Genomic DNA, 13,196 nt, shown 5'->3' with positions numbered 1-13,196 from the left:
CTCGACTGTGAAGCGGACGATCCGCCTGCGGAGGCGCTTCGCCCCGATTAGGCCGCGATCACCGGGGAGTAAACCGGACGGGGGCGTTCATCCGAACGGGGTAGAGGCTTGGCAAGTCTGTCACCCTTGGGCTTTAACGTCGCCACGCCCTGTTCAATTCGGCTCCGGAGCCTGACTTCATGTCCCGTTTCCTCCCCGCCGCGGCCGCCGCCGCACTGGTTCTCGCTGTCAGCGCCGGCTCCGCCTTCGCCCAGGATTTCCGCGCCCTCGCCCGCCAGGACCTGCAGGCGGCGCATGACGAGCTGGCCGCCAACCACCCGGCGCCGGCCATCCCCGGCCAGCCCAGCACCGACTTCCGCGCCTGGCTGGACACCGGCCTGCAGGATTCGCTGGGCCGCGCCAACCGCGTCAACTCGGGCGACGCTCACGCCTATCTGCTGCGCTACTACGCGGCGGGCTTCCGCGACTCGAACATCCAGATCAACCCGACCTATGAAGGCCTCGGCCCGTATTTCGGCACGTCCTGGGCCGGTTTCGCCACCGGCTGGCGCGGCGGCAAATATGTCGTGACCTACGTCAAGCCGGGCCTGCGCGGCGCCAACGTGCCGCGTGTCGGCGACACGGTGGTGTCGTGCAACGCCATCCCGATCGAGGAGTTCGCCCGCGACAAGCTGGACCGTTGGGAAGGCAATCTGGACACCGAAGCCGGTCGCGTGACCTCGGCTCCTTACCTGACCTGGAACCGCAACAACCCGTTCGTGAACGGCGTGCCGTCGATGTGCGAGTTCGCCACCGGCAACCGGCGCGCGCGCGCCGTCACCCTGCGTCCCGAGCCGCTGGTCGCCGGTGACCTGGAAGCCGCCTACCGCGCCACCGTCTACATGCCGTCGTCGACCCCCCTGTCGGTCGAGACGGTCAACGGCCGCCCGTGGATCAATGTCCACTCGTTCGCCGACTCGGCGGGCTGGGACGCCTTCAACTCGGCCGTCGAGGCCCAGGCCGCCCAGCTGCGCGGCCCGCAAGGCTTCGTGCTGGACCTGCGCGGCGCCTCGGGCGCCTCGGCCTACACCTCGACCGCACGCGGCTATGGCCTGGCCAACCGCATCTGGACGCCGGAGTTCACCACCAGCCGTCAGCCGGCCGCCGGCGCCATCACCTACCGCGCCACCGCCGGCAACCGCACCTGGTACGCCGAGACCCTGGCGCTGATGCAGGCTGACCCGCGCTTCTCGCAGGAAGCCCCGGCTGTGATCGAACAGACGGCCGCCATCGTGGCCGCCTTCGACGCCGCCATCGCCGCCGGCCAGCCGACCTTCACCCTCGAAGGCCGCGCCTCCATCGCCGACACGGGCGCCGCCAACCCGGTTCAGGGTCCGGTGATCGTCCTGGTCGACGCCGGCTGCTCGGGCGGCTGCCTGGACACGCTGGACCTGGTGTCCAAGCTGCCGAACGTCCGCATCGCGGGCACGACGACGGCGACCGACACCATCTTCATCGAGCCGACGAACCGCCGCCTGCCGTCGAACTATTCGGAGCTGAGCTACGGCCACAAGGCCTGGACCGCCCGTCCGCGCCCGAACAACACCCCCTACATCCCGGCCGCCGGCCTGGTGTACACGGGCGACCCGGCCGACCAGGCCGCCGTCCAGGCCTGGGTGGGCACGCTGTTCGGGGGCTGATTGGCTTCTGAGGGTTGAGAGAATGGGGGCCGGGCGGGGAACCGTCCGGCCCTTTTGCTGTCTCCCTCCCCCGAAGTGGGGAGGGATGTCGGCGCGCAGCGACGACAGGGTGGGGAACTGTGCGGTCGCTCCCCACCCGTCCCGCTTCGCGGTCCACCCTCCCCATGAGGGGAGGGAGAAGGCGGAGGTACTGGACCCGCAACCGTCCGCTTCCTATCTCAGCGCCATGACCGACACCCGCCGTTCCCCTTCCGGATACGATCTGACGCCGCCGAATGAGGCCGAGCGCGAACGGCTGGAGGCGGACCTGACGGCCGAGGAGGCGCGGGTCCTGCTGTCGCACGGCACCGAGGCGCCGTTCTGCGGCGTGCTGCTGGGCGAAAAGCGGGCAGGGGTCTTCTGCTGCCGGGAATGCGGCCTGCCGCTGTTCCGGGCCGGGACCAAGTTCGAGAGCGGCACCGGCTGGCCCAGCTTCACTGAACCGGTGGACGAGAGCCACGTCACCGCCATCACCGACACCAGCTACGGCATGGTGCGGACCGAGACGATCTGCGCGCGCTGCGGCGGGCATCAGGGGCATGTCTTCCCCGACGGACCGCCGCCGACCGGACTGCGCTACTGCATCAATTCGGTGGCGCTGGAATTCGTGCCTGAGGGCGAGCCGCTGCGCGATCCGTTGCAGCGCGGAGATGGAAACGCCTGACCTTGGCCTTAATCAGGGCTAGGGTGGGTTTGGTACAGGAGTAGGCGCATGGTGATTTCCGCACTGATGATGGCCGCGGCCCTGGGGGGCGGCGATCCCGACGGGGTCGTGACGACCGCGCCGACGACCAATGTCGATCTGACCGCCGTGACACGGCCCGTGGCCCCGACCGCCGAGGGCGCGGCCCAGCAGGCCGCCGAGCCGCACAACCTGACCACCGACCAGCAGATCGATCGCTGGATCGCCTCGCGCGATCCGGAGGCGCGGCCCTACGCCAACAGCGTCATTGCCGACCGCGACGTCCGCGACACCCGGGTAGACCGCAAGATGCACAGCGAGTTCACCGCCGGGATCGGCACCGGCGGCTATCGGGACTTCGGCATGGCCGTGACCCTGCCGATCGGCCAGAACGGCACCCTGGGCCTGAGCTACCGGCAGACCGAGAACAGCCCCTACGGCTATCGCTATGGTGGGTACGGCTATGGCTACGGCGGTTACGGCCGCTCGCCCTATTTCAACGACAGCGGCTACATCTTCCCGGGCCGCTACGACGCCGAGGTCCCGCTGGACCACGAACGGCGCCTTGCCCGGCCCAACGGGCTGCCGGCGGGAACAGCCGCAGATTCGACCTTCTGAGATCAGGGGCCCGGTCGAAAGACCGGGCCCTTTCTCTTTCAGCCCCCCTTCGTCCGCCGTCCCAGCGAGGCCAGGACCGGCAGGACGATCAGGGTCAGCAGGGTGGCCGAGGTCAGGCCGCCGATGACGACGGTGGCCAGCGGCTTCTGGACCTCGGCGCCCGGACCCCAGGCGAACGCCATGGGGATGAAGCCCAGCACGGCGACGAGCGCCGTGGTCAGGACCGCGCGGAGGCGGCTGACGGCGCCGGCGACGGCGGCCTGGATCGGCGGTTCGCCGGCCTTGAGGCGTTCCAGAACCGCCTGCATCAGGACCAGACCGTTGAGGGTGGCCACGCCGGAGACGGCGATGAAGCCGACCGCCGCCGAGATCGACAGGGGCATGCCCCGCGCCGCCAGCGCCAGGGCGCCGCCGACGAGGGCCAGGGGCACCCCGGCGAAGACCAGCGCCGCATCCCGCACCGAGCGCAGGGCCAGGAACAACAGGCCGCCAATGGTCAGGAAGACCAGCGGCACGATCAGGGCCAGACGGGCGGAGGCGCGCTCGAGGTTTTCGAACTGACCGCCCCAGTCCAACCAGCCGCCGACCGGAGGCTGGACCTCGGCCGTCACCGCGCGCCGGGCCTCGGCGACGAAGCCGCCCAGATCGCGGCCGCGAACGTTGGCCTGGACCACGATGCGGCGCTTGCCGTTCTCGCGGCTGATCTGGTTGGGACCTTCCCCCGCCTCGAAGCGGGCGACGGCGGAGAGGGGGACGGTCGGGGCGCCGGACTCGGACTCCTCGGGCATGACCGGCAGCTGGGTCATGATCCCGGGATCGTTGCGCAGGGCGTCGTCGAGGCGGACGACCACGTCGAAGCGGCGGTCCCCCTCCAGCACATGCCCGGCCTCGCGTCCGGCCAGGGCGATGGCCAGGGCATCGGCGGCGTCCGAGGCGTGGATGCCCTGGGCCGCCGCGATGGTGCGGTCGACGCGGGCGGTCAGGGTCGGCTGGCCGGAGACCTGCTCGACGCGGACGTCGGCGGCCCCGTCGATGCGCCGCAGGACGGCGGCGACCTGCTCGGCCGAGCGGGTCATGGCCTCGAAGTCGTCGCCATAGACCTTGACCGCCACGTCCGAACGAACCCCGGCGATCAGCTCGTTGAAGCGCATCTGGATCGGCTGGGTGAACTCATAGCTGTTGCCGGGGAGATGGCTGAGCGCCTCCTCCATCCGCTTGACCAGTTCGGCCTTGGGCAGGGACGGGTCGGGCCAGTCCTTGCGGTCCTTCAGCATGACGAAGGTGTCCGAGATGGACGGCGGCATGGGGTCGGACGCCACCTCGGCGGTGCCGGTGCGGGTGAAGACGCGCTCGACCTCGGGCATGGCCTTCAGCGTCGTCTCGACGCGGAACTGCATGGCCTGGCTCTGCTCCAGCGAGGTGGAGGGGACGCGCAGGGCCTGGACGAGGATGTCACCCTCATCCAGCGTCGGCACGAACTCGCTGCCCAGCATCATGAAGGCGATGACGCCCGCCGCGAGGGCGGCGCCGGCCCCGGCCAGGACGGCGCGGGGACGGGCCACGGCCGCCTTGAGCAGGGGCTCGTAGCGGTTGCGGACGGCGCGGCTGATCTTCGTCTCGCCGTCCTCATGCCCGGCCTTGGGCTCGCGGACCCAGAGGGCGGTCAGGGCCGGGACGAAGGTGAAGCTGAGGATGAAGGCGCCGGCGAGGGCCAGCATGACGGTGGCGGCCATGGGGCCGAACATCTTGCCCTCGACCCCCTCGAACATCAGCAGCGGGGCGTAGACCAGCAGGATGATGGCCTGGCCGAAGGCGGCGGGTCGGGCCATCTCGCGCGCGGCCGAGGCGGCGATCGACAGACGTTCCGCGACAGCCAATGGGCGGCCGGTCTCCTGACGCTTGAGGGACAGGCGGCGCAGGGTGTTCTCGACCACCACCACGGCGCCGTCGACGATCAGGCCGAAGTCGAGCGCGCCGAGGCTGAGCAGGTTGGCGCTGATGCCGAAGCGGTTCATCGCCGTGGCCGCGAACAGGAAGGCGAGGGGGATGACCAGCGCCGTGATGATCGCCGCCCGGACGTTGCCCAGGGCGAAGAAGAGCACGGCGATGACGAGGGCCGCGCCGAGCGCGAGGTTGTGCTCGACCGTGCTGATGGTGGCCTCGACCAGCGCCGTCCTGTCCAGGACAGGGCGGATCATGACGCCGGGCGGCAGGCTGGCCTGGATGGTCTCCAGCTTGGCGCCGACGCGTTGGGCCACGTTGCGGGAGTTCTCGCCCTGCAACATCAGGGCGGTGCCGACGACGGTCTCGTGGCCGTCGGAGCTGGCCGAGCCGAGACGGGGCGCGCGGCCGGTCTCGACCACGGCCACGTCGGAGACGCGGATGACCTGTCCGTTGCGGTTCAGGATCGGGGTGGCGGCCAGCTCCTGAAGCGTGCGGACGCGGGCGTCGGCGCGGACGATCCAGGCCTCGCCCGCGCGGTTGACGTAGCCGGCGCCGGCGATGCGGTTGGCGTGCTCCAGCGCCTCGACCAGCTGGACCAGGCCGACGCCGTAGGCGGCCAGTTTCGCCGGATCGGGATGGACAGCGTATTCCTTCACATAGCCGCCCAGCACGTCGATGCCGGCGACCCCGTCCACGCCGCGCAGCTGGGGCGCGATGATCCAGTCCTGGACCGTGCGCAGATAGGTCGCCTTCTCGGCGTCGGTGGTCAGGCGCTCGCCCTCTGGCGTGACGTAGGGGACGCCGGTCCGGGCGGCGGCGCCCTTCATCTCGACGGTCCAGATGTAGACCTCGCCCAGGCCGGTCACGACCGGTCCCATGGAGGGGGTCAGGCCGTCGGGCAGGTCGGAGCGGGCGTCCTGCATCCGCTCGTTGACCAGGTTGCGGGCGAACCAGATGCTGGTGCTGTCGGTGAAGACGGCGGTGATCTGGGAGAAGCCGTGGCGCGACAGGGAGCGGGTCTCGACCAGGCCGGGCAGGCCGGAGAGGGCCGTCTCGAGCGGGAAGGTGACCTGGCGCTCGACCTCCTCGGGCCCCAGGGCCGGGGCGACGGTGGTGATCTGGACCTGCCGGTTGGTGATGTCCGGCACGGCGTCGATGGGCAGCCGGGTCAGCTCGCGCGCGCCGACGACGGCCCATAGCAGGGCCAGGACGATGATGAGCCAGCGGTGGCGGACCGCGGCGTCGATGATGCGGTTCAACATGATCAGTGCCCGTGCTCCGCCTCGCCCTTGGCCAGTTCGGCCTTGAGCAGGAAGGCGCCGGCGCCGGCGATGCGTTCGGACCCGGTCAGGCCCGAGAGGATCTCGATGCGGCCGCCGGCGGTGGCGCCGGTGACGACGGGCCGGGCGCGGAAGCCGGTCGCTTCCCGCACGAAGACCGAGGGCGCGCCCTCGACCGTCTGGACCGCATCGGCCGGGACGGTCAGGCCGTCGCCGCCGCCGACCGACAGGCGGGCGGAGAGGATGGTGCCGGCGGCGGGGGCGCGTCCCGAGGGCGCGGCGCGGACGACGGCGGTGCCGCCTTCCGTGGCCGGGGCGACGGCGATGACCACGGCCTCCAGCGTCTCGCCGCCGGCCAGATCGGCGCGCAGCCGGGTTCCGACGGTCAGCAGGCGAGCAGCGGCGGGCGGGGCGTCGAAGACCAGTTCGGTGCGTCCGGCGTCGGCGATCTGGGCGACCTGCAGGGCTTCTTCGTGCAGGACCACGCCGGGAGCGGCGAGCAGGCGGGTGACCACGCCGTCGGCGGGGCTGCGGACCACCACCACCCCGTCGGAGCCGGGCGAGCCCCAGGCGGCGACGCGGGCGCGGGCGGCGCGCAGGCGGGCGTCGGCGCTGCGCGATTCGGCCTCGCTGACGTCCACGCGGGCGCGGGGCATGTAGCCGCGGTCGAACAGGGCGCGGTCGCGGGCGGCGGCGGCGCGGGCGGCTTCGGCCTCGGCGGCGGCGGCGTCCATGTCGGCGCGGGCCGAAGCGCCTTCAGGACTGCGCAGGGTGGCCAGGGCGGCGCCGCGCCGGACGGTCGAGCCGGGGCCGACGTGGACGGCGGTGACCACGCCCGCCAGCGGGGCGTCGACGCGGGCTTCGGCGCCCGGAGCGACGGCGACGCGGCCGGGCAGGCGGTATTCGCTTCCGCCGCCTCTGGTGACGGCGGCCAGGCTGACCCCGGCGGCGGTCGCCTGCTGTTCGGTCATGGCGAGGAAGCCTTCGGGAGCGGCTTCTTCCTCGGCGTGGTTCTCGGCGGGCGACGGGGCGGGCGGGCTCAGCAGCTGGGCGCCGCCGAAGCCGACGCCGAGAGCGGCGATGACGGCGGCGCCGGTCATCAGCCAGTGTTTACGGGTGGTCATGGAGGTCTCTGGATGGGCCCGCGAACGCGTTGATGCGCGCTCGGGCGAGCCGGGGATCTGATCAGGATGAAGGGAGGGGCGCGACGCGAAAGGCCGCGCCGGATCAGACCCGTGGGGGGCGTTCGAGACCGTAGGCGGCCTGCAACGGCGCGCCGGGGGACGAGGCCCAGCGCGAAACGCCGTGGCGTTCGCTGGGGAGCGGCAGGGCAGGGGCCGGGGGCTGGGGCGCCGCCGCGTGCGGGGCATGGCAGCAGCCGTGTCCGCAGACGATGACGCAATGCTCGCAGGCCGGATCCTCGCAAGGCGCGGCGGCGCCGGCGGCGGCTGCGGGCGGCGTCTCGTCCGCGCAGGCCACGGCGGCCGTCGCGGGCATGACGGCGACCAGGGCGAACAGCAGCGCGGCCAGAAGGCCGACCTTGTTCAGCAGGGTTTGCGCGCGCCGGAGCATGATGCGGACGTAGCACGGGTCGGCGAGGCTGTCGCGGACGGGGTGTCGCAGGGCCGGCTTCGGGCGGCGTTTCGACCGGTTCGCTACCAGCTCGAGATGACAAGGGGTGTGTGTCAGTAATCCTATCCGGATTTCGGAGCTGCGCCCTGCAACGGCTCAAGGGCTCGCATCTGACGGAGAAGTTCCTCGAATTTCGATATCATTTCCATCTGCCGACGAGCCCCCCCCATCTGCATCTCGAAAAGCTTGCCTGCTTCAAGCCTAAACGGTTCAACCACTTCAGATTCAGACGGCCACGATAGGAAGTCATCCCACTCATTCGGGTGCTTCAGCGGTCTTCCGTATATGAATCGCTCTATTAAATCCGCAGCCTCAGCAACGCTTGACGGCGTTGGGTTGTTTTTTTTCATCATGGCCGATAGTGCCAGAAATTCACGTGAGGATTTTTCATCACTGATTTCAACCAGTTTCCGGCTAAACGGAACTGATAGACCCCGAAATTCTTACTACCATGCCATCCCCACCCCAGTCGAAGATTTGATGACGAATTGAACAGAGGGGTGTTGCCGCCGTACCTAGTTCCGAAGATAGGTCCCCGCACTCCGAAGGTGGGTGAGCGAGCCATCCACGTAACCGCCGCAGGGCCCGCACTCAAACCTCCGACAACTGCAACCGGCGCGAGAACTGGCGCCCACATCCAACTGTTCTCGTCCATTGCATCCTGATAGGCGGCTCTGAACGGCGCATATTGGGGATCGGTCTGGATCGGCGGCCCCTGGACTTCCGCGCCCGGGAAGTACGACCCGGTGCCGTTCCCTGGTCCAAATATGCCTGACCGAACGCCTCCTGAACCCGAGGCCGTTCCTCGCGAATCCCAGGTTCTGGTGCAGATTTGCGCCCCGCCGGGCGTACCGCCGCTCCACGGGTCGGTCTCGCCCTGCTCCGTGACGGGTTGGGTGACACAGACCGTCCGCCAGCGCCCCAGGCCCGTCGGATCAACAAAATTGATGGGGTCAAGTCCGACATAGGCATAGAGATTGGGGCCCTCGTCGTATCCGATCGGGTCGGTCTGCAGGAACCGACCGAGTTCGGGCGCGTAAGCGCGGGCGCGATAGTTGTAGAGACCGGGGGCGAGGACGGCCTGTCCGGTGTACTGGAACCGGTCGGAAGCCGTCGCGACACCGTACTCGTCGTAGACGTTGACCCCGATGACGTTGGCCGAGGCGTCAGTCAGGCCGACGACGGAACCGCGCTCGTCCGCCAGCTGCTGGTAACGGGGGCCGCCCGTGAACAGGCTGGCGACCGGCATGTCCAGACCGGGTCCGGGGATGTGGCGGGCGACCAAGACGCCCGAGCTGTTGTACTCGCCCACCAATTGTTCGCCGGCGTACTGGTAGCGTACGCCCGAACTTGCCGAACTGTAGAGTCTGTCGGCGGGATCGTAGGCGAAGCTGTATCCGCTGCCGCCGATCGTGGCCGACGTCAGACGGTTCGATGCGTCGTATCCGTAGCTCGATCCTTGCGCCGTCGCGATGTTGTGGTTGGCGTCATAGGTGACGCCGGTTCCCCCGACGCTCGTCAGCCGGTTCAGACCGTCGTTGGCGTAGGCCGTCGAGCCGACGCCGAGCGTGTGGACATAGGCTGAGTTCGACACCGTGCGGCTGGCGATCTGACCGGCCGCGTTCCACGTATAGCCGAAGGTCACGTCGTTGGCCGTACCGGCCGCATCGTGGCTCAGGCTCGTCATCCGGCCAGGGGCGTCATAGCCCCAGGCCGTGGTCGTCCCGTTGCCGCGCACCAGGGTGCTCGGCCGTCCGAGGGCGGTGTAGGTATAGGTCGCCAGCACCCCCGTCCCCGACGTCGCCCCGTTCTCGCGGATCGCGGTCACTGCGCCGTACAGATCGTGGTCGTACCGAACATAGACGGCGTCCGGCCAGGTGATCCGGGTCTGGCGGCCAGCGGCGTCGTATTGATAGCTCATCGCGCCCAGCGGCCCGGCCTCCGACGTGAGGCGAGACAGCGGGTCCCAGGCGTAGGTCAGGGTCTGGCCGCCGCCCGCGGAGGTCAGCGTCCGGCCCAGGTTGTCGTAGGTGTAGGCCAGATCCATGGTGCCGGAGGGGGCGTCGATCGCCGTCACCCGCCCGAGGTTGTCCAGCGCCAGCGTCGTGATCTGCCCTGCCCGGTCGCGACCGGAGACCGTCCGACCGTAGATGTCGTAGTCGGTCTGCTCATAGTCGGTCGATGATGTCCCGCCGCCGATCGGGTTCGGGTAGCGCATCCTCACCGGCCGGTCGAAACCGTCGTAGACCTGGATCGAGACGTTGCCGTTCCCGTCGGTCAGGGTGTTGACCCGGCCGTTGGCGGCATAGGTCACGCTTTCGGTGATCGCCTCGGCCAGACCATAGGCCGTGGTCGTGGTCAGGGGGCGGCCCGCGGCGTCATAGGTCGCCCTCGAGATTCGGTCCGGGCCGTCGCTTCCGACCGTCGTCGCCGTACAGGCCGACGGCGGCAGGCTTCCCCAGGTCGCCGGGTTCATGCGGATCGCCACGCAGTCGGGCCGGCCGGCGGCGTCGTAGCTGACCTGCTGGACACCGATGGTGGCGCCCGCCCCGGTCTGCTGGCCGATCAGCCCCGGACGGCCCCGGTCGTCATAGACCGTGATGTCCCGCACCAGCGGGTTGAAGGCGGACCAGTTCGAGTCGGTGTAGCCCGGGGTCACGCCCGTCTCGGCCAGGGTGACCTGGCCGCGCGGATTGTAGGTCATCCGCTGGGCCCGGTTCAGACCGGCACCGACGCCGTCTGGATCCGGGCCGACCACGCCGACGACCTGGCGGGCGCTGTCGTAGCGGTAGCGGGTCGTGTCGTCCGATCCCGCCAGAGGGCCATCCACCGTCGCGACGTCGCCTTCCGGCGTATAGGTCACCGCGGTCGTGGCGATGGCCGGATCGACGCCGGAGCCCTGGCTGACCGACGTCGGCCGCAGGTTGTTGGCCACGCCGGTCGAGCCGTAGGCGACGGTCGTCAGGACTTCGTCCGCCGTTCCGTCGCAACTCGTCCCGGTCGCGCAGGCCGAGGTCTCGACCGGCAGGATCACCGACGCCGCCGCCGCGACGATCACGCCCGAACTGTTCTTGTACTGGGCGGTCTGGGCCGCATAGGCGAAGCGGGTCTGCGGCCGGGCGGCGCCCGTCGTCGGCGCCGGAGCGGTGATGGTCAGCGGCCCGCCGTGGGTGCTGTCCCAGGTGTAGTCCGTGACGTTGCCGAGCGCGTCCGTGGTCGATGTCGGCCGGTTGCAGGTCACCGGGTTGGCGCACGTCAGCGGATAGGCCGCGCTTGTGACGATATTGGCCAGGCCGGAGCCGGGCTTGGCGACCGATGTCGTCTGGCTGATGTTGCCGCGGTCGTCATAGGTGACCTGGGTGTAACTTCCCTCCGAGGCGGTGACCCGCGTCACCCGCTCATGAGCGTCGTATTGATAGGAAAGGGTTTCGCCGCCCGCGTTCGAAACCGTGACGGGACGGCCGGTAGTCAGATCCGCGACGACGGTAAGGGTCTGACCCAGCGGGCCGGACGCGACAGCGGTCCGTGCGCCGCCGGAGTCCGTGAACGCATAGGACCACGCGCCCGAGGCGTCCGTCGCCCCAACCACGATTTGCGACGTATCGTAGTCGATATTGATATCGTCGCTGGTCGAGCCCGGATAGCGAACGCTATCGATCAACCCCTGGCCGAAGCCTGTGTAGGTGTACGTCGTGACCCGGCCCGACTGATCGGTCGATGTGAACGGGCGGTCTTGATTGCTGAGCGTGACGCTCGGCCAATTCCTTGTGAGCCCAGGGCAAGAATTTGCGGATGGATTGCAATAATCCACCGCGTTATTGATTCCGGTAACCGACTTTAGCCTGAGCCAAGACTCCACGTCGGACGTAGAGTCTGATTGATACGTGTACTTTAGCTGATATCCGAGATTATTGGTTATCGATTGAAGGCGAGTGGCGGGTGTCGAAAATATACACTGGCCCTTGCTATTATACTCTGTACAATAATCCTCGGTTATATAGTGGTAATCCGTCTTTACTCCATCGGCCGCTTTGTAGGAGAGCAGATTCTGCCCGGTGCCCGCCAGGCCCCACGGCGTGCGGCTGAAATAGAACTCGTTCGTGAACGTCGCGACATTGCCGCGGGAATCCGTGACGGTAATGAGCGGCACCGAATTCACTATCGTCTGCACCATGGTGGAGCCGTTGGCGAACTGCGACACCCACCACGTCCCATTCCAGGTGAAGGGCTCGGAAATCGGGCCGGCGCTTACAAGCGCCGGAGATGAGGTGAAGGAGATCGTGCCGATGTTCAAATCACGCCAGCCGCCGTGGCCGAGGAAGATGCGGCCGAACGTCAGACCTCCCGCGTTCGGATCTCCGATCGCGACTTCCATGACGCTGTGGTTGTAGGTTCCGGAGACCATGTCCACGCCCTGGGGACCGGGCGTATAGTGCGTGGGCGGGGTCGGCTGCACCTGAGCGGCGGCCGGGCTCGCCGAAACCGCCGCGATGAGCACGGTCGCCGCCGCGGATCCGAAGAGCGCGCCCTTAAAGTTGCGGCGGGTCATCGGCCGACCTCCTGGCCGGTCGCATTCCCGGATCGCCAGACCTCGTCCCCCGCCTCGCTGGTCAGCAGCAGGGCCCCGTCGTCGCCCAGCGACACCCAGGAGGCGCCGGAAGCGCTCGCGGTCGTGGGCCGGGGCAGGAACAGCGCCTGACCGCCGTCGGTCAGCCGGAACGCCGCGGCGAGGGACGGAGCGCCCGCGAGCGCCGGGGCGGGCGCATCGCCGGACCACAACTCCAGCCGACCCGACGGCCTGAACGCCAGACTGTAGCGGCCGTCGGGAGAGGTCAGCGCCTCGTCCGGCTGAAGCCACCGGTTCGCCGGCAGTCGCGACACCGCCGCCCAGGTCGTCGCCCCGGCTCCGTTGCGCGCGGTGCGGTTGTTCGCACCGTCGTAGGCGTAGGCCGACGTATGGGTGTTCGTCCCGTTCGAGGTGGTCACCCCGGTCAGCCGGCCGTTGCCGTCATAGCTGTAGGATTGGGTGACCTGCGCCAGACACGCGCCCGGCGCGGCGAGCGCGAACGCCGCCGCCAGAACCGCAACAACTCTCATGAAAGACTCCCCCTGTCGGCCGCGACCGTTCATCCGATGATTGAGGGAGTCAAGGCGCTGTAAAGCTGCATCCGGTCCGGCCGTGGCGACGATGAACGTCGCCGCGATCCACACCGGGTCGGGCACGCGGCGGTGGGGTTTGCTTTCTCGACTATGGCGAAGGGCCGCCATGGTTTGCGGGCCGCGAGATCAGCGTCGCGACAGCAGGCCATGCCGAAAGGCCGC

9 protein-coding genes are annotated in these 13,196 nt (G+C 69.3%); 4 read left to right on the top strand and 5 right to left on the bottom strand.

Annotation, left to right across the window (positions count from 1 at the left end; translation table 11 throughout):
- The first annotated feature begins 179 nt into the window (after positions 1–179).
- From AC1RRF_RS09095 to AC1RRF_RS09085, 3 genes are all read left to right on the top strand, one after another.
- On the top strand, positions 180–1,679 hold the full coding sequence (locus tag AC1RRF_RS09095; protein ID WP_492834076.1) for a S41 family peptidase: 1,500 nt from the start codon (positions 180–182) through the stop codon (positions 1,677–1,679).
- 226 nt (positions 1,680–1,905) lie between these two features.
- Positions 1,906–2,382, top strand: a complete 477-nt coding sequence (msrB, locus tag AC1RRF_RS09090; RefSeq protein WP_492834075.1) for a peptide-methionine (R)-S-oxide reductase MsrB — start codon at positions 1,906–1,908, stop codon at positions 2,380–2,382.
- A gap of 48 nt (positions 2,383–2,430) precedes the next feature.
- Positions 2,431–3,018, top strand: a complete 588-nt coding sequence (locus tag AC1RRF_RS09085; protein ID WP_492834074.1) for a hypothetical protein — start codon at positions 2,431–2,433, stop codon at positions 3,016–3,018.
- Between the two features lie 38 nt (positions 3,019–3,056).
- On the opposite strand, the gene AC1RRF_RS09080 is transcribed toward AC1RRF_RS09085, so the two are convergent.
- The 4 genes from AC1RRF_RS09080 to AC1RRF_RS09065 form a co-directional block, all read right to left on the bottom strand.
- On the bottom strand, positions 3,057–6,224 hold the full coding sequence (locus tag AC1RRF_RS09080) for an efflux RND transporter permease subunit (RefSeq protein ID WP_492834073.1): 3,168 nt from the start codon (positions 6,222–6,224) through the stop codon (positions 3,057–3,059).
- A gap of 2 nt (positions 6,225–6,226) precedes the next feature.
- Entirely contained in the window at positions 6,227–7,366 is a 1,140-nt protein-coding gene (locus AC1RRF_RS09075; protein ID WP_492834072.1) for an efflux RND transporter periplasmic adaptor subunit, read from the bottom strand.
- A gap of 103 nt (positions 7,367–7,469) precedes the next feature.
- Positions 7,470–7,814, bottom strand: a complete 345-nt coding sequence (locus AC1RRF_RS09070; RefSeq protein ID WP_492834071.1) for a hypothetical protein — start codon at positions 7,812–7,814, stop codon at positions 7,470–7,472.
- 409 nt (positions 7,815–8,223) lie between these two features.
- Positions 8,224–11,535: an RHS repeat domain-containing protein gene (locus AC1RRF_RS09065; RefSeq protein WP_492834070.1), complete on the bottom strand. Its 3,312-nt coding sequence runs from the start codon at positions 11,533–11,535 to the stop codon at positions 8,224–8,226.
- A gap of 478 nt (positions 11,536–12,013) precedes the next feature.
- Here AC1RRF_RS09065 and AC1RRF_RS09060 point away from each other — a divergent pair, with 478 nt between their 5' ends.
- Positions 12,014–12,265 (top strand): hypothetical protein, encoded by a 252-nt coding sequence (locus AC1RRF_RS09060; RefSeq protein WP_492834069.1) that lies wholly within the window; start codon positions 12,014–12,016, stop codon positions 12,263–12,265.
- A gap of 154 nt (positions 12,266–12,419) precedes the next feature.
- Here AC1RRF_RS09060 and AC1RRF_RS09055 read toward each other — a convergent pair whose 3' ends face one another.
- Positions 12,420–12,971 (bottom strand): RHS repeat domain-containing protein, encoded by a 552-nt coding sequence (locus AC1RRF_RS09055; RefSeq protein ID WP_492834068.1) that lies wholly within the window; start codon positions 12,969–12,971, stop codon positions 12,420–12,422.
- Between the last annotated feature and the right edge of the window lie 225 nt (positions 12,972–13,196).

The sequence above is a fragment of the Brevundimonas sp. GW821-FHT12C05 genome, assembly GCF_058807475.1.
Note: the sequence above shows the minus strand (reverse complement) of the source record. Positions and strands in the feature narration are given on the sequence as shown.

Excerpts from the sequence above, each read along its gene's own strand:
- AC1RRF_RS09095 (WP_492834076.1), top strand. The coding sequence starts at position 180 with ATGTCCCGTTTCCTCCCCGCCGCGGCCGCCGCCGCACTGGTTCTCGCT.
- msrB (WP_492834075.1), top strand. The coding sequence starts at position 1,906 with ATGACCGACACCCGCCGTTCCCCTTCCGGATACGATCTGACGCCGCCG.
- AC1RRF_RS09085 (WP_492834074.1), top strand. The coding sequence starts at position 2,431 with ATGGTGATTTCCGCACTGATGATGGCCGCGGCCCTGGGGGGCGGCGAT.
- AC1RRF_RS09080 (WP_492834073.1), bottom strand. The coding sequence starts at position 6,224 with ATGTTGAACCGCATCATCGACGCCGCGGTCCGCCACCGCTGGCTCATC.
- AC1RRF_RS09075 (WP_492834072.1), bottom strand. The coding sequence starts at position 7,366 with ATGACCACCCGTAAACACTGGCTGATGACCGGCGCCGCCGTCATCGCC.
- AC1RRF_RS09070 (WP_492834071.1), bottom strand. The coding sequence starts at position 7,814 with ATGCTCCGGCGCGCGCAAACCCTGCTGAACAAGGTCGGCCTTCTGGCC.
- AC1RRF_RS09060 (WP_492834069.1), top strand. The coding sequence starts at position 12,014 with ATGAGCGGCACCGAATTCACTATCGTCTGCACCATGGTGGAGCCGTTG.
- AC1RRF_RS09055 (WP_492834068.1), bottom strand. The coding sequence starts at position 12,971 with ATGAGAGTTGTTGCGGTTCTGGCGGCGGCGTTCGCGCTCGCCGCGCCG.